This window comes from Clostridium sp. CTA-5, assembly GCF_054768135.1.
Genome location: NZ_BAAAAT010000002.1, coordinates 400,022 through 423,155, shown reverse-complemented (window position 1 = coordinate 423,155; position 23,134 = coordinate 400,022). Strand labels below are relative to the sequence as shown.

General features: G+C 28.7%; 11 protein-coding genes. All 11 read left to right on the top strand.

All coding sequences use genetic code 11. The annotated features are described in order from the left end of the window. Positions 1-15 precede the first annotated feature (15 nt). The 11 genes from ACYUET_RS07135 (at position 16) to ACYUET_RS07085 (ending at position 23,133) form a co-directional block, all read left to right on the top strand. Positions 16-7,857, top strand: coding sequence for an amino acid adenylation domain-containing protein (locus tag ACYUET_RS07135; protein WP_460278618.1), 7,842 nt, complete (start codon positions 16-18; stop codon positions 7,855-7,857). Beyond that, positions 7,857-12,173 (top strand): amino acid adenylation domain-containing protein, encoded by a 4,317-nt coding sequence (locus tag ACYUET_RS07130; protein WP_460278617.1) that lies wholly within the window; start codon positions 7,857-7,859, stop codon positions 12,171-12,173. Before ACYUET_RS07135 ends, ACYUET_RS07130 begins: the two co-directional genes overlap by 1 nt. 24 nt (positions 12,174-12,197) lie before the next feature. Beyond that, positions 12,198-13,268 (top strand): Gfo/Idh/MocA family oxidoreductase, encoded by a 1,071-nt coding sequence (locus tag ACYUET_RS07125; RefSeq protein ID WP_460278616.1) that lies wholly within the window; start codon positions 12,198-12,200, stop codon positions 13,266-13,268. A gap of 488 nt (positions 13,269-13,756) precedes the next feature. Beyond that, positions 13,757-13,975 carry a FeoA family protein gene (locus ACYUET_RS07120; RefSeq protein ID WP_460278615.1) on the top strand — a complete coding sequence of 73 codons (219 nt, stop codon included), beginning with the start codon at positions 13,757-13,759 and terminating at the stop codon, positions 13,973-13,975. A 4-nt stretch (positions 13,976-13,979) separates the two neighbouring features. Next, on the top strand, positions 13,980-16,019 hold the full coding sequence (feoB, locus tag ACYUET_RS07115) for a ferrous iron transport protein B (protein ID WP_460278614.1): 2,040 nt from the start codon (positions 13,980-13,982) through the stop codon (positions 16,017-16,019). Between the two features lie 35 nt (positions 16,020-16,054). Then, positions 16,055-16,192: a FeoB-associated Cys-rich membrane protein gene (locus ACYUET_RS07110; RefSeq protein ID WP_460278613.1), complete on the top strand. Its 138-nt coding sequence runs from the start codon at positions 16,055-16,057 to the stop codon at positions 16,190-16,192. Between the two features lie 80 nt (positions 16,193-16,272). Beyond that, complete coding sequence (locus tag ACYUET_RS07105; protein WP_460278612.1) at positions 16,273-17,643, top strand: MATE family efflux transporter; 1,371 nt, start codon at positions 16,273-16,275, stop codon at positions 17,641-17,643. Positions 17,644-17,798: 155 nt separating this feature from the next. Beyond that, positions 17,799-18,791 carry a helix-turn-helix domain-containing protein gene (locus tag ACYUET_RS07100; protein ID WP_460278611.1) on the top strand — a complete coding sequence of 331 codons (993 nt, stop codon included), beginning with the start codon at positions 17,799-17,801 and terminating at the stop codon, positions 18,789-18,791. Positions 18,792-19,252: 461 nt separating this feature from the next. Then, positions 19,253-19,474, top strand: a complete 222-nt coding sequence (locus ACYUET_RS07095) for a cation transporter (RefSeq protein ID WP_252213985.1) — start codon at positions 19,253-19,255, stop codon at positions 19,472-19,474. A 9-nt stretch (positions 19,475-19,483) separates the two neighbouring features. Then, positions 19,484-21,352: a heavy metal translocating P-type ATPase gene (locus ACYUET_RS07090; protein WP_460278610.1), complete on the top strand. Its 1,869-nt coding sequence runs from the start codon at positions 19,484-19,486 to the stop codon at positions 21,350-21,352. A 920-nt stretch (positions 21,353-22,272) separates the two neighbouring features. Continuing rightward, positions 22,273-23,133, top strand: coding sequence for an ankyrin repeat domain-containing protein (locus ACYUET_RS07085; RefSeq protein ID WP_460278609.1), 861 nt, complete (start codon positions 22,273-22,275; stop codon positions 23,131-23,133). Position 23,134: the final 1 nt, after the last annotated feature.

Sequence of the window (23,134 nt, the reverse complement as noted above, 5' to 3'; positions counted from 1 at the left end):
AGGAGAAATAGATTAATGGAAAATATAAAAAAAATAGATTATGAATTGTTTTGCAAACAAATTTGTGAGTTTGTGCCTTTTGATAAAGATTTAGATAAAGAAAGGAACCTATTGGAATTAGGATTAACATCACTACAAATGATGAGATTAGCAAATAATTGGAGGAGACAAGGATATAAAATTTCTTTTTCTCAAATGATTTCTTATCCATATGTATCAAAATGGTGGGAATTATTAAACTTTGAATATAAGAAAGACGTACAAGAAGAAACAGTTAATAGTGTTAAAGATATAGAAGGTCCTTTTGAACTTACAGATGTTCAATATGCTTATTGGATTGGACGAAGAAGTGATCAAGTTCTAGGAGGAAATGGATGTCATGCATATTTTGAATTTGAAAGTCAAGATATAAATATTAAAAGATTAGAAGAAGCTTGGTATCTTTTACAAAAACATCATTCAATGCTTAGAGCAAGGTTTTTACCTAATGGAATGCAAGAAATTCTTGAAAATCCCTATTCAAATAAGTTAAAAATATATCACTTACAAGGTAAAAAAAATATTCCTAATGAACTTGAAAATATTCGTAAAAATTTATCACATAGGATGTTAAATATAGAAAGTGGACAAGTAGCAGAGTTAGGAGTAAGTATTCTTAACAACAACAAAATAATGTTACATTTTGATATAGATTTATTAGTTGCGGATATGCAAAGTTTACAAATTATTTTTAGGGACTTAGCATCTTTATATGTTAATGGAAGTAAGCCAAAAGTTAAAGAAAACTGGAATTTTGCATCATATTTAAATAAAGAAAAATCGATAAAGAAGAAGGATTTAGAATCGTCAAAACAATATTGGCAAGAAAAGATAAATAAATTGCCACTAGCACCAGAATTACCATTAGCAGTTCAAATAGAAAATATTAAGTCACCACATTTTAATAGAAAAAAATATTTACTTGATAATAAACAATGGAATGAACTTAAAAGAAAAGCAGCTAAAAATCAAACTACTCCTGCAATGGTTCTTTTAACAGCTTATATTGAAATACTTGATAGATGGAGCTCAAATTCAGAATTCTTGATTAACGTACCAATTTTTGATCGTGAAACAAGTGAAGAAGGAGTAGATGATGCAGTAGCTGATTTTACTAATGTTTTATTATTTAATGCAGATTGTAATAATAAATGCACATTTTTAGAGAGATTAAAAACAGTTGAAAGTCAATTTCATAATGATATAGCTCATAGTGCTTATTCAGGAGTAAAAGTAATAAGAGATTTATCAAAAATTCATCCAGGTGAAAAGAATATTGCTCCAGTTGTTTTCTCTTGTAATTATGGTAATCAACTTATAAGTGAAGAATTTACTAAAACATTTGGTAAGCTTAATTATATGATTTCTCAAACTCCACAAGTGTGGATTGATTTTCAAGTATTCGAATTAGAGGGCGGATTACATCTTTCATGGGATGTTATAGATTCTTTATTTTATGATGGTATGCCAGATAAAATGTTTAATTCTTATGTTAATTTAATTAAATCATTACTTACTGAAGATAATTGGAATAATACATATGATGTATTAGAAGAACTACCAAAAGTAAGAGGTATAGAAGATATTAAGGTTTTAAATAATAATTCAAATAAGTTATTACACTCATCTTTCTTTGAACAATCTAAAAAGAATAAATCTAATATTGCTCTTATTGATCAAAATGATGGCTTAAAATACACTTATGAAGAGTTATCTACAAAAGCTTTAAAGGTTGCAGCATATCTTCAAAAAGAAGGTGTTTCAGAAAAGGATTTAGTAGCAATTTCTTTACCTAGAGGAGTTAATCAAGTTGCTGCAATTTTAGGAATTTTAGCAATTGGAGCATGTTATATTCCTATTAATGTAAAACAACCATTAGAAAGACGTAAATCAATCTATAAGAAGGCTAATATAAGATATTCTATTACAGATGGAAATTTTCTTAACAATTTAGAATGGCCTTCAGATATAAAAGTAATAAATATATCAGAAGCGAATAATATTGAACCACTTTCTGAAATAGTAGATTATAAAGATAGCAATTCAGCTTATATCATATTTACTTCTGGATCAACTGGAGAACCAAAGGGTGTAGAGATTGCTCACTCAGCAGCAGTAAATACAATTATTGATATTAATAATCGTTATAATGTTAATGAAAATGATAAGATTTTAGCTGTTTCATCATACGATTTTGACCTTTCTGTATATGATATATTTGGAGTTTTAAGCGCAGGTGGTAGTTTAGTATTAATAAAAGAAGATATTAATAGAGATGCAGCTGCTTGGTTAGATATTGTAAATAATGTTGGAATTACATTATGGAATTCTGTTCCGACTTTATTAAATATGCTTTTAATTGTAGCAGAAAGTAATGAAGTGAATATACCATCACTTAGGGTTGTAATGTTATCTGGTGATTGGATTGGTTTAGATATTCCTATGAGGCTTAAAAATATTGCAGAAAACTCACAGTTAGTTGCTATGGGTGGAGCTACAGAAGCTTCTATTTGGTCTAATTATTTTGATGTTACATTACCAATACCATACGAGTGGAAATCAATACCATATGGAAAACCTTTAACCAATCAGTACTATAGAATTGTTGATGATAAAGGGTATGATTGCCCCAATTTAGTTCCAGGAGAATTATGGATTGGTGGAGCTGGTGTTGCTAAAGGATACATTGGAGATCCAAAGATAACAGAGAAAAGTTTTGTTACTTGGAATAAAAATATTTGGTATAGAACTGGTGATATGGGACGTTACTTACCAGATGGAAATATAGAGTTTTTAGGAAGAAGAGATTTTCAAGTAAAAGTTCGTGGACATCGTATTGAGTTAGGTGAAATAGAATCTGCTATGAAAAAATATTCAGGAATAGATAATTCTGTAGTATCAGCTGTTGGTGATGCAAAGGGAAACAAACATTTAGTAGGATATATTGTACCAGAAGAAGGTTATCCTGAAAGCTTATTTAGCAAAAAAGAAATTGATAGTAATGAAATGGAAAATAAGTGGATAGGAATAAATAAGTCTTATAAAAATATACAAGCATTAAATTTTGAGGATGTAGCAGAAAAAGAAAAATATCCTATATTAAACAAATGTATTGACGATATAAGTGTTATTTATATTTGTAGGATTTTTAATAAATTAAAAATTGCATATGAAACTAACAAAATTTATTCTATTGATAATTTAATGGAAAAAGGATGTATAGATGAATCTTACAAAGTATTAATTATGCAATGGATTGATACTCTTGTAAATAGAGGAATGATTAAGAAGTTATCAGATGCAACATATATGAATATACAATCATTATCAGTAGGTGTAACAAATGAATTAGAAATAATTGAGAATAATTCAGAATTTAAAGATGTGTTACATAATCTTATTAGATTTTTGAAGCCATTTGAGGAAAATAGTAAAAAATTATTAACTGGAACAATGGATACGACACAACTACTTCTTTCAAAAGATTATATATCACCTGCTCAGTATATGAGAAGTCTTCCAGGAGAAACTTATAAAAATGAATTAATAAGACAAACTATTGAATATTTAAATAAAAATAAGAAAGATAATGAACCTATTAAGATACTTGAAATAGGTGCAAGAAGTATTGAAGATACAAAAACTTTACTTAAATATTTTTCAGAAAGTAACTTAGAATATACTTGCTCAGATTCTTCAGTATTTTATATTAATTCTGCAAAAACTGAATTAAGCAATTATTCAAATGTGGAATTCAAACAATTTGATATTAATGATGACCCAATTGTTCAAGATATTGCTCTTCATAATTATGATATTGTAATTTCATTTAATTCGCTTCATCGTAGTCAAAATCTTAATAAATCTCTTAAATATACTCAAAACTTACTAAAGGCAGGAGGAATATTACTTTTAGTTGAAGCAACAACTAATACTATAATGCAACAAGTAAGTACTGGAATATTAGAAAAAGGTTTTATAAATTTTGATGATAGTAGAAGAGAAACAAAATTACCTTTATTGACAGCTAATAAATGGATTGAAACTTTAGATAAAAATGGATTTATAAAGAGTGCAAAAATATCAGGCCAAGGTTTAAAGAATGAAATTTACAATCAAAGTGTAATGATTGCTATGTCACCATTAACAATTGAAACATTTAATTCAGAGGGTATTAAAGGATTTTTAGAAGATATGTTGCCATCATATATGATTCCTACATCATTTATGATTATGAATGAACTTCCATTATCAGCAAATGGAAAAATTAATAGAAAGTTATTACCAGTGCCTAATATATCTTTAAAAGATAGTACTAGTGAAACATATATTGCACCATCTACTTCATTAGAAATTTTATTAGCTAAAATTTGGAAAGAGGTACTTAAGGTAGATAAAGTTGGAATGAATGATAATTATTTTGAACTAGGAGGAGATTCATTACTAGCTACTCAATTAAATTCTATAGTTAATAAAGAATTTAAGATTAATGTACCATTAGAAACAATTTTTGAAAAACCAATTTTCTCAGAGCAAGTAATTTATATTGCTTCATTATTAGAAGATCAAGAAGTAAAAAACTTAACATTAGATCAATTACCTAAGGTTATTCCAGATAAAGATAACTGGTATGAACCATTCCCATTAACTGATGTACAACAATCATATTGGATTGGTAGAAATGGTGGATTTGCATTAGGAGATGTTTCTACACATTGTTATTTTGAGATGAATTGTAAGAATGTCGATGTAGAAAAATTAAAATTTGCATGGCAAAAGTTAATAAAAAGACATGGAATGATGCGTGCTGTATTCTTACCTGATGGACAAAATCAAAGGATATTTAAGAATGTGAAAGAATATGAAATCAAAGAATACAATTTAAGGTATTTAAAAGATTCGAAAGCATCAATTGAAATAGAAAAAATACGTAATGAAATGTCACATCAAACATTTAATACAGATTGCTTATTCTTATTTGATGTAAGGATATCAACTCTTCCAAATTCAGATGTAAGATTGCATATTAGCTTTGATAATATTATTTTTGATGGTTGGAGCATGTTCTATATTTTGAGAGAATGGAAAAAATTATATGACAATGAAAATTTAGAATTACCACCATTAGAGTTATCTTTTAGAGATTACGTTTTAGCATATGAAAAAATTAAAGAAACAGACTTATATAAAAGAGATGAGGCATATTGGAAAAACAGACTAAAAGAAATAGCCCCAGCACCAAATTTGCCAGTCGTTCAAAACTCAAAATCTCTTTCATCACAACATTTTGTAAGATTTGAAACAAAATTAAAAGAAGAAAAATGGAAATCATTAAAAAGTATAGCAGCTAAAAATGGGCTTACTGCTTCAGGATTTTTACTTACAGCATATGCAGAAATTCTTGGTAAATGGAGTAAAGCTTCTAAATTTACAATTAACTTAACAAGATTTAATAGATTACCTATCCATGATCAAATTATGGATGTTGTAGGGGACTTTACATCTTTAACATTATTATCTGTAGATAACACAAATGGAACTTCGTTTATGGAAAGATGTAAAAACTTACAAAAACAATTATGGCAAGATTTAGGACATCCATATTATAGTGGGGTGGAATTAGAAAGAGAGTTAAGTAAAAATTACAATAAGCAACAAGAAGTAATAATGCCAATTGTATTCACTAGTGGTCTTGGAATCAAAAAAGGACATGATGATGATGAATATCTTGGAAAAATGGTTTATGGGCTTTCACAAACTCCACAAGTATGGATTGATCATCAAGTTACTGAACAAGATGGTGAATTAGTATTAACATGGGATGCAGTAAGAGAGATATTCCCAGATGGAATGTTAGATGATATGTTTAGTGCTTATATTGAATTACTAAATAGTTTAGCTGAAAGAGAAGAGTTTTGGAATAAACAAACAAAAAATCTTGTAAATACACCAAGACTTGAAAGTAGAATAAAAGCAAACAATACAGAAAAAAATGTTTCTAATGAAACACTAATATCATTGTTAGAAAGATCATTCAAAGAAAATTCAGATAGAAATGCCATTATATCATCTGAAAAGCAAATATCATATTATGACTTGTTTAAATACACTAATGGTATTGCACATATGTTAATAGATGATGGTATTGAAACTGATAATTTAGTGGCTATTGTAATGGAAAAAGGTTGGGAGCAGATACCAGCTGCAACAGCAGTATTAAAATCAGGAGCAGCATATTTACCGATTGATCCAGAAAATCCAGATGAACGAATTAAATTCTTATTAAAAAATGCAAATGTTAAAGTTGTATTAACACAATCTTGGATAGATAAAAAGATTGAATGGCCAATGAATGTTAAAAGGGTATGTATAGATAAATTAAATTATGAGCAAATGAATACTACAGATTTTACTAGTAAAGCAAAATCACAAGATTTGGCATATGTTATATACACATCTGGTTCAACAGGGGTTCCTAAAGGAGTAATGATTGAGCATCAAGGTGCTGTTAATACAATTGTTGATGTTAACGAACGTTTTAATATTGGAAAAAATGATAAATGTATTGCTTTATCTAACTTAAACTTTGATTTATCAGTATATGATGTATTTGGACTTTTAATTGCTGGAGGTCAAATTGTGATACCTAATTCAAAGGAAATTAAAGAACCTTCTCATTGGTTAAAATTAATAAATAAGTATGATATCACAGTATGGAACAGTGTACCAGCATTTATGCAAATGTTTATGGAATATCTTTCAGGTAAACCAGAAAATTCACTATCTTTAAAATTAGTAATTATGAGTGGTGACTGGATACCATTAGAGTTACCAAATAGCATAAAGAAGCATTCACAAAATGTTAGAGTTATAAGCATGGGTGGGGCTACAGAAGCTTCAATTTGGTCAAACTATTTTGAAATAAAAGATATTGATAAAAACTGGAGAAGTATTCCATATGGAAAACCATTATCTAATCAAAAGTTCTATATTTTAGATAATGAAATGAAGGATTGCCCAATTTGGGTTCCAGGCAGATTATATATTGCAGGCAGAGGTTTAGCAAGAGGTTATTGGAATGATTTAAAACGTACAGAAGAAAGATTTATTATTCATCCATATACAGGAGAACGTCTTTATTACACAGGAGATTTGGGTAAATATTGGCCAGATGGAAATATTGAATTTTTAGGACGTGAAGATTCTCAAGTAAAAATTAGAGGTCATAGAATTGAGCTTGGTGAAATTGAAAATGTATTACAAATTCATAAAGATGTAAAAAATGCTGTTGTTATTGTTGAAAAGGACAAAAACGGTTTAGGAGCAGCAGTATTATTACAAGACAATGTAGAAACAAATGTTGAGATATTACATGAATATTTACAAAAGAAATTACCAGAATATCTTGTTCCAAATAAAATTATTATTATGGACAAGTTCCCATTAAATATTAATGGAAAAGTTGATCATAAAGCATTAAGAGAAATTCTTTCTTCTCAACAAAAATATACATTAAAGAATGATAATTATGAAGAACCTAAGGATGAATTAGAAAGAGATATTTCAAAAGTATGGGAAGAAGTTATTGGTGTTACAAAAATATCAAGAAATGAAGACTTTTTCTTATGTGGTGGAGATAGCCTTAAAGCTGTAAAAATTGTTAGTGAATTAAAAGCACGTGGGATATCTACAGATGATTTAGCAATACAAACATTATTTATTGCTCCTACAATAGCTTTACTTGCAGAAAAAATTAGAGAGCTTTCAATAGATAAGCAAGAAGATAGTGATATTGATTATGAGGAAGGTGTATTATAATGATTCAAGATATTGTAGAGAAATATGCTAAAAAAGGAGTAGAGTTTTGGAGTGAAAATAATCAATTGCGATTTAGAGCACCTGTTGGTGCTTTAGATGCACAAGATAAAAATGAATTAAGAATAAATAAGGATGAGTTACTTAAGTATTTTAGTAAAGAGGATAAATCTGCATTAAAAGCAGATTTATCAAATAGATTTGAACCGTTCCCACTTACTGAAATTCAATCAGCTTATTTACTTGGTAGAAATAGTAATTTTGAATATGGTGGAGTCGGATGCCATGCATATTTTGAATTAACTATGCCTGTAATGGATGAAGTTCGCTTAGAAAAGGCATGGCATAAGGTAATTATGAGACATGATATGTTAAGATCCATTATTTTAAAAAATGGAATGCAACAAATTTTAAGGGATGTTATGTTACCAAAGTTAAAATTTTATGACATGAGAGGACTCAATAGAGAAGAGACTGATAAGACAATAAAAAGTATAAGAGAAGAATTATCAGAAAAACAATATGCTACTGATAAGTGGCCATTATATGATTTGTATTTAACAACAACTGAAAAGGAAAGTATCGTACATTTTTCTGTTGATATGCTAATTTCAGATTTTATTAGTATGAATACTATTATGAATGATTTAGATCATTACTATTATGAAAATGACAAAGAATTAGAAAACTTAGAGGTTTCTTTTAGAGATGTTTTACTTTTTGAAAGAGAGCAAGAAAAATTACCACAGAAATTAAAAAATAGGGAAAAAGATTATCAGTATTGGTTAAAAAGAATTGAAAAAATGCCCGAGTCACCTGAACTTCCAGTTTTAACTGAAAAGAAGAGTAAAGATAAGGTAGTGTTTAAGCAATATAAATATTCAATAAATAAAGAACAATGGGAATTTTTATGTAATCAAGCTAGAGTTCATAGAATTACACCATCAGGTACCATTTTAGCTGCATATTCAGAAGTGATTGGAAGATGGTCAAAACAGCCTAATTTTTGTATTGATATCACTATTTTAAATAGACCTAATATACATCACCAAATAAATAATATAGTTGGAGATTTTACAGAAGTAGATATTTTAGAAATTTCTCCAAAATATCCAAGTAATTTCTCAGAACGTGCAATGAAGGTACAAACACAATTATGGGAAGACTTAGGACATAATTCTTTTAATGGTATTAATGTTCTTCGTGAAATTAATAGGCAACATAATAAGAAGGTTATTATTCCTGTAGTTTATACAAGCACAATTGGTGTTGGAGATAAAATTGATAAAAGTAAAGAATTTATGAGAGATGCACAATTAACATATAAGATCAGTCAAACTCCACAAGTATGGATTGACTGTCAAGTGTCTGAACAATCTAATGGAGGTATATTAATTAATTGGGATGTTCGTGATGGAGTATTTCCACATGGAATGATAGAAGATATTTTTAATTCTTTTACACAATTGATACAAAGAATGACTATAGAAAAAAGTGTATGGTATGAACCACAGCCAGTAAAATTGCCAGATTACACTGAGAAGACTCGGAAAAAAGTTAATAAAACTGATAAAGTTATTAATGAGTGCTTACTACAACAGGGATTTCTTAAACAGGTTCAGAATAGACCTGATGCTATAGCTTTAATTAGTGAAGGAAAAAGTTACACATATAAAGAGCTAGCTGAATATGTATCAAGCATTCAACAAGGTTTAATAGATAATAACTGTAAAAAGGGCGATTTTGTTGGAATTGTATTAGAAAAAGGTGTTTGGCAAATTGCAGCTGTTTTAGGAACTCTGTTAACTGGAGGAGTTTATTTACCGATTGATGCATCACAACCAATTGCCCGCCAAAATCGTATTTTAGAAAATGCAAATGTTAAATTTTTAATAACACATAAAAGTTTACATGACTCTGAATGGAAAAGAGATATAACTATTATTTCAGCAGAAGAGCAAAGAAGTTTAAACAAAGAACTTATAAATATTTCTGTAAATCCTAATTCACCTGCATATATCATTCATACGTCAGGAACAACTGGAAAGCCTAAAGGTGTTGTTGTAAGTCATAAGGCAGCAATGAATACAATAATTGATATTAATGAAAAATTTAATGTTACATCATCAGATAAAATTATGGGCTTAGCAAACTTAGCATTTGACTTGTCAGTTTACGACATTTTTGGAATATTTACTGCTGGTGGAACATTAATACTTCCAGATCCTAAAAAGCAAAAAGATCCTAATCATTGGTGTGATATAGCAATAAACCAAAAAGTAACTATTTGGAATTCAGTACCTGCTCAAATGCAAATGTTTATTTCTTGCTTAGAAAGTAGAAATTTAGATGAACAACAATTAGGTTTAAGATTTATTATGTTATCAGGAGATTGGATACCTGTAACATTACCTAAAGCAATCAGAAATCATTGCAAAAAAGCAGAGATTGTAAGTTTAGGTGGTGCTACAGAAGCTGCAATTTGGTCAATATATCATGTAATAGATGAGGTTAAAGATAACGCTACAAGTATCCCATATGGTAAACCACTTTCAAATCAAAGTTTCTATGTTTTAAATGAATGGCTTCAACCTTGTCCAGACTGGACAGAAGGTGATTTATACATTGGAGGAATTGGACTTGCTATTGAATATTTAGGAGATGAAAAACAAACTAAAGAGAAGTTTATTTATCATCCTGAGACTAATCAAAGATTATATCAAACAGGAGATTTAGGACGTTATTTACCAAATGGAACTATTGAATTTCTTGGAAGAAAAGATACTCAGGTTAAAATTCATGGTCATAGAATTGAGCTAAGTGAGATTGAAAGCATTTTACAAAATCATTATTCTATTGAATCAGCAGTAGCTTTAGTTATAGGAGATTCTCCAATAAATTATCGTATTATAGCTTTTGTACAAGGAAATGTTACAGAACCAGAATTAAAGAAGTATTTAGAATTACAATTACCACAATATATGGTGCCTAGTAGAATTGAAGTATTAAAGGAAATTCCTCTTTCTGCTAATGGAAAAGTAAACAGAAAATTATTAAAACAAAAAGCTAATGAATTTAATATAAATGAAGTCAAAGTTGGGGAGCCACCAAGAGATTTACTTGAAAAGAATATCTCCAAAATATGGTGTGAAGCTTTAGATCACAATGTTATAAATAGAGATGATGATTTTTATGATATTGGAGGAGATTCTTTACTTGTCGCACAAGTTGTAGCAAAAATGAAAGAAGTTATTCCAGAAGCAAAGGATTGGGAATGGGATAGATTAATGATTGCTCTTTTAAAAGCTCCAACAATTGCTGGAATTGCTAGAGAATTACGAATAAATCAAAAAGAAAATATTTCAAGTATTACTGATAAAGATAAGAATAAGTCCCCATTAACAATTATTGCAGATGCACCAAAAGAAAATGGAATCATGAAAGTATTCTTCCCAGGTGGAATTGGTACTCTTAGACAGTTTAATACATTAATCCAAAATTTATTAAATGATCCAAATAGAACAGAAGGAATTATGGGATTTAATTATAGTAATGATCCTTTATATTTAAAAGGTGATGATAAAAATCATATAATTAATATAGCACAGCGTTATGCTAAGCATTTAATAAAAAGTGGATATAAGAACTTTAAATTAATTGGATATTGTATGGGTGGTTTAATAGCAATAGAAGTAGCAAGAGTACTTTTAGAAAGTGGCATAGATATTGAACCTGTAGTTACTATTGATACTATTCCTATTGTGTTAAATATTGAAGGCGATATTTTAATGGAGAGAAGTTTTGGGCTTATGACAGGTGCAGACATAGTAAAAGCTGGACATGTTAAAGAAAATAATATGATAAAAGATATGTTAGAAAATTTAAAGAATGAAAAGAATGGGTTGATTACAGAGGATATGATTTTATCATTAGATGGTTCATTGAAAGAATTAGCAGATTGTTATAATAAGCAAAAACAAATCTCACAAGAAACACGATTAAATAATTTAAAAGATGCAATTTTAGCAAATGGAGGTCAATTGCAAGAAAATGAATTAGAAAAATTAGCAACTTTATTTTATATATATAGAAGAAATTATAGATCTTCTATTGGATATATGCCAATGCCTTTTGTTGGAGACTTGCATGCACTTAGTTGTGTTGATAAAGATTCACCTTTTGTACCAGTTATGAAGCCAGGAACAGAGGAATTTTTGAAACAATGTGCAATTGGTGATTTAAAGGTCACACCAATTGAAGGTAATCATTTAATATGTATGCAATCACCATATGCAGAGAATTTAGCTAAAATTTTATAGTTTTATGTTGAAAGGAAAAGTAAGATGTGTAGTAATAAACAATTATCTCGTTTATTAGTTTGTGGTACAAATTTTGGACGAGTTTATTTAAAGGGTATTGAAAAATCAAACCAATTTTCTATTGCAGGAATTTTATCAAAGGGAAGTGAACAATCTAAACAAGTTGCAAATGAATATGGAGTTCCTTTATATAATGATATTAAAGAAATAGATAAAACAATGTTTGATGCAGCTTGTGTTGTAGTACGTTCAACAGTAGTAGGCGGTAAAGGATCAAATATAGCTAATCAGTTACTTAATAAAGGAATAAGCGTATTGCAAGAACATCCAGTACACTATAATGATCTAGTAAAATCATTAAAAATTGCAAGAGAGAATAATTGTATATATAAAATAAATAGTTTTTATCCACATGTTTCAAGTGTGCACAAATTTATTAAATATGGAAAAAAAATATTAGATAAAAGTACTCCTCTTTATATTGATGCATCATGCAGTATTCAAGTTTTATTTCCTATGATAGACATTTTAGGGGAATTACTTAATGGATTTAGACCATGGAAACTTCATGCAGTGGAAAAAGGAATGGAAAGTTCACCTTTTAGTATGGTAGTTGGCGAGATTAAGGGGATACCAGTTACATTAAAAGTACAAAATCAAATTGATCCAAAAGATCCAGATAATAATGGAATGTTATTGCATAGGATTGTTTTAGGAACTAGTGAAGGTAGTTTAATTTTAACTGATTCTAATGGAGATGTATTATGGAATCCACAAATGTATGTGCCACATAATGAAGATGGAGTTTTAGATATGTATGGAGATAATAAATATATTTCTCTCCCAGTTACTGAATTAATAAGTAATACATGTGATATGACATACAAAAATGTTTATGAAGATATATGGCCATTAGGGATTCAAAGAGCTTTATCAAATTTTGAAAAATTAATAAAAGATAAAAAAGCTCAAACTATGCAAATGCAATATCAATTAACAGCTTGTCAATTATGGAAAGAAATTTCAGATATGCTTGGAAAACCTCAATTAGTAGAATCAAACAATAGAAATGCTTTGACAGTTAATGATATTTAGAAAATACACTATGTTTTAAGAACGTGTTGATATTGTAGTATAAAGCTCATGGACAGAGGAATTTACTTTAAGAACACTAAAATAAAGCTTAGTCCAATTAATGCATGTTCCCAATCAAAGATTGCTGACAAGCAATTAATTGTACAAATCTTCATTAAGAATTCTAAAAAGCAAATTCCAATGCCAGTTCGCCCTTATACTGCAATATTAACATTTATTTAAAATAAAGAGAAAATTAAACATTCTTGGTTAGAGAAAAACTAAGATTGTTTAATTTATCATTTTTTCATTAAAGAAAATATATGTCTAAACGGGACTAAACAATGTCAATGTAGAGCGTACAAATTAATTATTATGGTCTAAACTAATATTATAGAGATAATAATTATCATTATCGAATTTCAAAAAAGATTTATTTTATTAAGGGTAATTAATTATTTTATCTATATAACTTTAAATTTATAAATGAAAGTAGAGGCGGTAATATTATGAATTTAGCAGAAGGAAAAATAGATAATACGTATGCTATCGAACAGTTAAATTTGCCATTGAATGTAGAAAAACGTTTGGAGTCTTTAGGAATGATTTCTGGAACCAAAATTGATGTTCTAAATAATAAAAGTAATGGAACAGTAATAGTAAAAGTACGAGGAACACGATTTGCTATTGGGAAAGGAATTACAAGGAATATTTTAATTAGGGGTTGATGTTATGGGAAAGGAACTAACAATTGGTTTTATTGGGAATCCTAATTGTGGTAAAACAACTCTTTTTAATGCTTATACTGGAGCTAATCTTAAAGTAGCTAATTGGCCAGGTGTAACAGTTGAAAAAGTAGAAGGCTCTATGAAATATGAGGATATGAAAATAAAATTAATTGATTTGCCAGGAACATATAGTTTGACTTCATATACTATGGAAGAACAAGTTTCTAGACAATTTATTTTAAGTGATGATGTAGATGTTATTATCGATGTAGTAGATGCTTCTTCACTAGAACGCAACTTATACTTAACGTTGCAATTACTTGAGTTAGGAAAGCCTGTTGTTGTAGCACTTAATATGATGGACATTGTTAAAAAAAGGGGCATGGAAATTGATTTGCACAGATTACCAGAAATGCTTGGTACGCCTGTAATTCCTGTCTCAGCAAGAAAAAGAATTGGACTTGAGGTCTTGATTCATGCAGCAATACATCATAAAAGCGAATCTAAACCAGATAAATTGGTGCACAACCATTCTAATGAAACTAAACATAAGCATAATCATCATGATGAATATACTGTGGTTTATGATGACAACATTGAAGATAAAATAGATATTATTATAGGAGAGTTAAAAAAACATCATGATAATATTAAAAATTACCGTTGGCATGCGATTAAACTTCTTGAAAGAGATAAAGAAGTTTCGAAAAAATATCCATTAGAATTACCAAATGTAATTGATAAAAGTTATGAAACGGATATAATCAATCAAAAATATGACTTTATTGAAGAAGTTATTGAAGAGGTAATAATTAATAAAAATAAGAAAGAGGCAGCTACTGATGCAGTTGATAGAATTCTTACTAATAAGTGGCTGAGTATACCAATATTTTTACTTGTAATGGCAGCAGTATTCTTTTTGACATTTACAATAGGAGATTATTTAAAAGAATACTTTGAAGCTTTTGTTGAATTAATTTCAGGACTTATAACAATTGGATTAAAATCTATAAATGCTGGTGACATGCTAATTTCTCTTATTGTAGATGGAATTATATCAGGGGTAGGCGGAATCTTAGCATTTTTACCTAATATAGCAATATTATTTTTAGCTTTAGCATTTTTAGAGGATAGTGGTTACATGTCTAGAGTTGCATTTGTTATGGATGATATTATGGGTAAACTCGGACTTTCTGGACGAGCATTTATACCAATGATATTAGGCTTCGGGTGCTCAGTACCAGCAATTATGGCATCAAGAGCATTAGAAAATAAGCGTGATCGATTTAAAACAATGCTTGTTACACCTTTCATGTCATGTAGTGCAAGACTCCCAATATATATATTATTTTCAGGAATGTTTTTTAAAGAAAATGCGATTTTGGTTGCTTATTCAATGTATTTAATAGGAATTATTGTAGCATTATTGGCGTCTTATGTTATACACATATTTGATAAAAAAATAAGTCAGGTTAATTTATTAATAGAACTTCCGGAGTATAAAGTACCTAGTGGAAGAACAGTTTCAATATATGTATGGGAAAAAGTGAAAGATTATTTAACAAAAGCAGGAACAACAATATTTGCAGCCTCTATTATTATGTGGTTTATATTGAATTTTGGAATTAATGGATATTCAAGTGATATATCAATTAGCTTTGGTGCATCGATTGGAAAATTTATAGTACCATTTTTCTTACCAATTGGACTTGGATTTTGGCAAATTGCTGTTGCATTGATTGCAGGAGTGTCAGCTAAAGAAGTTGTAGTTTCAAGCTGTGCAGTATTATTTGGTGTAGCTAATATCAATTCACAAGAAGGCATGAATACTTTAACAGGTATACTTAATTCTACTGGGTTTGGAGCATTAAATGCATACTGTCTTATGGTATTTTGTCTGTTATATGTTCCATGCGTAGCTACTCTTGCTACTATAAAAAAAGAATCTGAAAGCTTTAAATGGACAACACTGTCTGCAGTATTTCAAGTTGCTGTAGCATGGAGCATTACATTTATTGTATATCATATTGGAATTATGATTTAGATATACCGAATTGATTATAGAAGGGAGAATAAAGAATGCTTGTAAAGATAATATTAACATTTTCAATATTGTCATACACTATTTGGATTATACAAAGAAAAATTAAAGATATTAAAAGAGGGAAGTTTTGTAATTGCAATTGCTCAAATTGTGCATCTAAAAATTGCAAATAAAGCTTAGTTATTAATTAAAAACTATAATATCAAAATTCACTTAAAACATAGCTAAAAAGTTAAATAAAAAGGAGAGTAAAATGAATAATAGAACAAAATTACTTACAGAATCACCATTTAAGCTTATGCTTTCATTAAGTATACCAGCTGTTTTAGGTATGCTTGTAGTAGGTCTTTATAATTTGATGGATGCAGTATTTGCAGGGCAGATGATTGGTTCAACTGCGATGGGAGCTATCTCAATTTCATATCCATTCACATTAATTAATAGTGGAGTTGCAACGCTTATAGGAGTTGGTTCTGCATCAGTATTATCAAGAGCTATTGGTAAAAAAGATCAAAAAACAATTGATTCAATTATGGGAAATCTTATAATGATTGTATTTATATTATCACTTATAATTACTGTAGTTGGTATTATTTTTACAAAACAAATACTATCAGTTACTGGTGCTGAAGGTGAGATTTTAAATGGCGCTGTTCGCTATCTTAAAATTATATTTATTGGTTCATTATTTGTAAATTTCTTTCAAAGTGCTAATATGGTAATGAGAGGAGAAGGAGCATTAAAACAATCAATGCTGATTGTAGGTAGTGGAGCTGTTTTAAATATAATTCTTGATCCAATCTTAATAAGTATATTTAATAAATTTAATATGGGAATTGAAGGTGCAGCTTATGCTACTATAATTTCACAATTTATACAAGCTGTTATTACTTTAATGTATTTTATAAGAAAAAGTGAAAATTTAAAAATTAATAAAATTAAATTGGCTATGAATATTTTACCTGAAATATTTGCAGTTGGACTTTCAGCAATGCTTATGCAAGTAATGACATTATTATATCAAACATTTATTTTTCATAGTGCTTCAAAGTATGGTGGAGGAACTTCTCAAATTTTATTAGGAGCTGCCTTAAGAGTTCAAACATTTTCATTTATTCCATTATGGGGAATCAGTCAAGGTTTCCAACCTGTTGCAGGTACTAATTACGGTGCTGGAAAATATGATAGAGTAAAAACTATGACATTAGTGTTTATTGCAAGTGCACTTGTATTATCTTTAGTTTTTTATTTACCAGTTGAAATTGCACCAGGAGCAGTTCTAGCATTGTTTATTAAAGAGCCTGATATAATTCAACAAGGACTATCTAATTTTAGAATTATGTTTAGTACTTATATTTTCCTTGGAATTTTCATAATGGTTGTTACGTTATTCCAATCATTAGGAAAAGCTAAAAAAGCAAGTATTGTAGTACTATTACGTCAAGTAATACTTTTTATTCCTCTTATTATGATTTTACCAAAATGGCTTGGAGTTAAAGGTATTTGGATGGCAATTGGTTTAAATGATGGAATACTTGTTTTAATTACTGTTTGTATGATGATGTTTGAATTTAAATCTTTATCATCAAAAACAAATGTTAAAGCAAATCTTGATGCAGTTTAAAATATAGCAACAAATAAAAGTAATTAATTATAGAAGAAATTAATATGTAAGAAAAGAAAACTTTAAAATATAAAATTAAGAAATTAAAAAGAGGAAGGAGAAGCTACTCATTAAAATATTTAAAAATAAATAACAAGTTTTGAGTAGTAGAGTTTATGATGCAGGGGATAGATATTGTTCAAGATCATGAATTTTTAAACAGAGTTTCTTCTGTTGAAAAACTTGATAATGATGATTATAGAACTATATATAAAATGAATTGTAATGAAGGTCTTGGATTAATGACAGTATACAAAGTATTTACGGGTATTGAATTAGTATACAATGAATTTGAAGCAACAACTTGTTTATGCGATTTACCAGTATACGATAATATAATTGAAATAAATCATTGCAAAGAAGGAAGAGGAGAATGTATATTGCTTGATGGTAGTTCTTTATATATGGGGGAAGGTGACCTTTCTATTAATATGATGAGTAACCATGCAGATACAATTGGATTTCCACTTAAGCATTATAAAGGGATTTCAGTTATTATATATATGAATGAAATTATTAATAAAGTACCTGAAATTTTGAAGGATGTTAATATTGATATATATAGTTTGAAAGAGAAATTTTGTAATAATAATAAATGTTTTATTATGAGAGCTAAAGATAAGATTGAACATATATTTTCTGAGTTATATTCGGTGCCAGAATCAGTACAAAAGGCTTATTTTAAGTTAAAAGTTTTAGAGCTTTTAGTATTTTTAAGTATTATAGATCCTTCAGAAGAAGAAGAAAAAGAATATTATTCAAAGGATCAAGTAGAAATAATTAAGCAAATAAAGAGATTTATTACAGAAAATATACAATGCAGATATACAATTGAAGAATTAGCCAAAATGTATTGTATAAGTCCTACAACGTTAAAAACATATTTTAAAGGAGTATATGGAACTTCAATTGCATCATATATTAAGCAATACCGGATTAAAAATGCAGCAATAAGTTTACGACAAACTAAAAATAGTATAGCAGACGTGGCTTTAAGTGTTGGATATGAAAGTCAAAGTAAATTTGCAGCTGTTTTTAAAAAGATTATGGGTATAAGTCCTTTAGAGTATCGAAAAAAATGTTTAGAAGATATAATATTACAGCATTAGTATTTAAGGATTTTAATTAGACGTTATGTATTAACTTTACTCTTATTCTAAATAGCTTGTTCTTATATGTTTTATATAAGAACAAGCTATTTATTTGTTAAAGAAAAAGTAGTTATATCATGTTTTAAGTGAATGTTGATATTGTTTTAAAACATAGTCATTTCTAAAATTATATTTTTTATTTACCCAAATGTCCAAATGGAGCTAAAATTTGTTTTTTTGGAGCAGACAATAAAGAGAAAAATATATATAATATTAGTATACTAGATAATAACTTATGTCACAGAAAGGAGGAGTATTTTAATAATTTAATGGCTAATTTTTTTTGCCCTTCATATGAACGACTGTTCACATGATAACATAATAAAATGACTATATATTAATGCAAATTTAAATTTACAATGGAAATAAAAAGCTATGTTTTAAAATATAGCAGAATAAAAAATGAAGGAGAGATTAGAATGAAGAAAAAATTTAAATTAAAGGATTTAGACTGTGCAAATTGTGCTGCAAAGATGGAGAATGCTATTAATAAAATTGAAGGTGTTAATGAAGCAAGTATAAGTTTTATGGCACAAAAGCTTACAATTAATGCAGATGATGAGAGATTCGATGAAATCATGAAGAATGTGGTTTCTGTATGTAAAAAAGTAGAATCTGATTGTACTATTGTGTTAGAGTAGGGGATAGAGATGAGTAAGAAGCAAAAGGTAATGGTTACACGAATTGTATTAACTGCAATCATATATATTTTATTGATATGCATTCATCATTTTAGTGTACTACCATATAGTCTACCTAAAATTTATATGTCTATTTTATTTTTAATTCCATATGCTTTAATTGGATGGGACATTATATATAAAGCTGTTTTAAATATTACACATGGACAAGTTTTTGATGAAAACTTTTTGATGTGCGTAGCTACATTTGGTGCATTTGGAATTGGAGAGTATTCAGAAGCAGTTGCAGTTATGTTGTTTTATCAAATAGGAGAGTTTTTCCAAGCATATGCGGTTAATCGTTCAAGACAATCTATAACAGAATTGATGAATATATGTCCTGAGTATGCTAATGTTGAAAAAGATGGACAGCTTGAACAAGTTGATCCAGATGATGTTTCTATAGGAGATATAATTGTTATTAAAGCTGGAGAGAGAATTCCATTAGATGGAATTGTAGTTTCAGGAAGTTCAATGGTTGACACTGCTGCATTAACTGGAGAATCAGTTCCAAGGAAAGTTAATGCTGGTGATGAAATTATTAGTGGTTGTGTAAATACTAATGGATTAATAAAAGTTAAAGTTACTAAAGAGTTTGATGATTCCACTGTATCTAAAATATTAGATTTAGTTGAAAATGCAAGCAGTAAAAAGGCAGAAGTTGAAAATTTCATTACTAAATTTGCAAGATATTATACCCCTATAGTTGTTTATTCAGCTTTAATTCTTGCATTATTTCCACCTTTAATATTAGGTTATAATTGGTCAGAGTGGATTGGACGTGCTTGCATATTTCTTGTAATATCATGTCCATGTGCTTTAGTAATTTCCGTCCCACTTAGCTTTTTTGGTGGCATAGGGGCAGCTTCTAAATCTGGAATATTGGTAAAAGGAAGCAACTATTTACAAGTACTTGCTAAAATGGACACTATCGTGTTTGATAAAACTGGAACTTTAACTAAGGGGGATTTCAAAGTTTCAGAGATTAATGCAGCTGGTGTAAGTAAAGAAACGTTGTTAAAATATGCTGCATTAGCAGAATGTTATTCAGATCATCCAATTTCAAAATCAATTAAAGAGGCTTATGGTGAGAAATTAGATCTTGAATTAGTGAAAGATGTAGAGGAGATATCAGGACGTGGCATAAAGGCAAATATTGATAGTCATACTATTCTTGTAGGTAATAATAAATTAATGAGGGATATGAACGTATTTTATTTACAATGCAATAGTATGGGAACGATAGTATATATTGCTCTAGATGGAAAGTTTATTGGAAGTATTGTAATTTCTGATACTATTAAGGAAGAATCACATTTAGCAATTAAGGAATTGAAAAAACTTGGTGTAAAGAAAACTGTTATGTTAACTGGTGATAAAGAAGAAGTTGGTATGGCAGTAACTAAAAAGTTAGGAATAGATGTAGTTTATGCAGAATTAATGCCAGCAGACAAAGTTGAAAAGGTTGAGATGCTTTTAAATCAATTACCATCTAAACAAAAATTAGCTTTCACTGGAGATGGAATAAACGATGCGCCTGTTTTATCACGTGCAGATATTGGGATAGCAATGGGAAGCATGGGTTCAGACGCTGCTATAGAAGCTGCTGACATTGTATTAATGGATGATAATCCTCAAAAAATAGCTACTGTAGTTAAAATAGCACGTAAGACATTAAAAATTGTAGGTGAGAATATTGCATTTGCACTAATTGTAAAGGCTATTGTTTTAATGCTAGGTGCATTTGGACTAGCTAATATGTGGGAAGCAGTATTTGCAGATGTTGGAGTATCTGTAATTGCAATTCTAAATGCTATTAGAGCTTTAAAAATAAAATAGTATATTTTTAGGATTATATATTATATTTTGTAATGTGACATAATAAATTTAGTAGATTATAAACTTTGCTTCTTTTATAAAAATTGAATTTAATAATTAAATAAATAGTAACTAAAAATGTTACTTGAATTGTAATTATTAAAGTAACAAAATAGGTAACAATAAATAATATCGAAACCTAATATATAATAGTATTTACAGTATATAGATCAATAAATATATAAGAAATTTATACAAAAAAATAGTAAAAATGTAACTAAATTTTATAATAGATTTGTACAATAATTTGTAACAAGAAATGTTACTAGATCCGATATATTAATGTATTATTTTAAATACTTAATTAGGTTAAGTTCATATAGAGTATTTTTGTAATTAGTCAAAAAGCAGAATTTAAAACAAAAAAGTAATCTACAAAACTTATTGTAGATTACTTTTTTATTATCAGATCGCTAAAAGCAACAATGAAACAGGAGGTATTTTTACTCCCGATTTAGAGGGTTTACAAAATGGATATAAAAAGCTGTGACAGGAATTTAGCAGTGTTCTTGACATAATTTAAAAACTGTAATACCTTTATAAAAAGGTTACTGATAGGCATTACCTTTTGCCTTGTGCAAGGTAGCTTATATAGTAGCCTTTTACTTTTTTTATTCTTTGGGAAATTATATTTTAAAAAATCTGTGGATAACTTAGATTATATTTTTGCTTAAAGATTAAGAAATAAAACCTAAAGAATAAAAATAATCATATGCCGCACCATTATTCCTGCACTACGTTTGGAAAGGGTGCATAGCTAAAAAAATCGACGCTCCACAGTCGCTTAGCGATTTTTTTATAGATTATGATTATTTAGCTATAAACAGTTTATAAAGGATGAACTATAAGAAAGTTATACAATATTTAAAGGAGTTATGTATATGGAAAATGATAATTCTTTACTTTATGCTTGTTGGATAAATGATATTGAGCTTATAAAGGAAAAACTTGTAGATGTAAAACCATCGCAGTTAAAGAAAAGTATACAGGAAACTGGCACTCCTCTTCATTTGGCAGCACAAAACCAGAACACACAAGCTGTGGATCTTTTATTGGCAGCAGGAGCAGATTTAGAGCAAGGAGATTTTTTGGGAAACAATGCCATGCTTGCTTGCATCAAAAAAGGAAAGTTAGAGATGGCAAGATATCTTATTGAAAAAGGCTCCAATATCAATAGAAAAGGATGTCAAAATAGAAATGCACTAAATCAGTTAATTTGCTATTCATGGAATAAAAGTTTTGCAGAATACCTTTTGAGCAAAGGATGCATTATAAATGCTACGGCAAGACATAAAGAAACTCTATTAGAAAGCGCAGCAAGCTTTAATAATAGAGAAGTGATTTCTTTTTTGCTATCAAATGGTATTGATAGCAGTAGTATGAATAAAGCACTTTGTTGGGCAATTATCTATAATTCTGTTGATGCAGTAAGATGTCTTTTAGAAAACGGTGCAGATTTAGAAGACATGTATACTAACTGTAAAGGCATAGAAAGGTCTTTATATCATAATATTTTGGCACTGAATAATCGAGGGAGCCGCATGGATATAATTAAATTATTGTTTGGAGTAGGAGTAGATTTCAAAAAAACTCCTGTACGAGCCGTTACACTTGGATTAGAAAAAACAAAACTCAGTCCATATGACTATGCAAAAGAGAAATTGCAAAAATACCCAGAAAGTACATTTATTCAAGAAAATCTTTCCTTTGTAGATATGTTGGCAACTCAAAATGATATGTAAA

Excerpts from the sequence above, each read along its gene's own strand:
- ACYUET_RS07110 (WP_460278613.1), top strand. The coding sequence starts at position 16,055 with ATGCTTGTAAAGATAATATTAACATTTTCAATATTGTCATACACTATT.
- ACYUET_RS07130 (WP_460278617.1), top strand. The coding sequence starts at position 7,857 with ATGATTCAAGATATTGTAGAGAAATATGCTAAAAAAGGAGTAGAGTTT.
- ACYUET_RS07135 (WP_460278618.1), top strand. The coding sequence starts at position 16 with ATGGAAAATATAAAAAAAATAGATTATGAATTGTTTTGCAAACAAATT.
- ACYUET_RS07120 (WP_460278615.1), top strand. The coding sequence starts at position 13,757 with ATGAATTTAGCAGAAGGAAAAATAGATAATACGTATGCTATCGAACAG.
- ACYUET_RS07085 (WP_460278609.1), top strand. The coding sequence starts at position 22,273 with ATGGAAAATGATAATTCTTTACTTTATGCTTGTTGGATAAATGATATT.
- ACYUET_RS07095 (WP_252213985.1), top strand. The coding sequence starts at position 19,253 with ATGAAGAAAAAATTTAAATTAAAGGATTTAGACTGTGCAAATTGTGCT.
- ACYUET_RS07105 (WP_460278612.1), top strand. The coding sequence starts at position 16,273 with ATGAATAATAGAACAAAATTACTTACAGAATCACCATTTAAGCTTATG.
- ACYUET_RS07100 (WP_460278611.1), top strand. The coding sequence starts at position 17,799 with ATGATGCAGGGGATAGATATTGTTCAAGATCATGAATTTTTAAACAGA.
- ACYUET_RS07090 (WP_460278610.1), top strand. The coding sequence starts at position 19,484 with ATGAGTAAGAAGCAAAAGGTAATGGTTACACGAATTGTATTAACTGCA.
- feoB (WP_460278614.1), top strand. The coding sequence starts at position 13,980 with ATGGGAAAGGAACTAACAATTGGTTTTATTGGGAATCCTAATTGTGGT.
- ACYUET_RS07125 (WP_460278616.1), top strand. The coding sequence starts at position 12,198 with ATGTGTAGTAATAAACAATTATCTCGTTTATTAGTTTGTGGTACAAAT.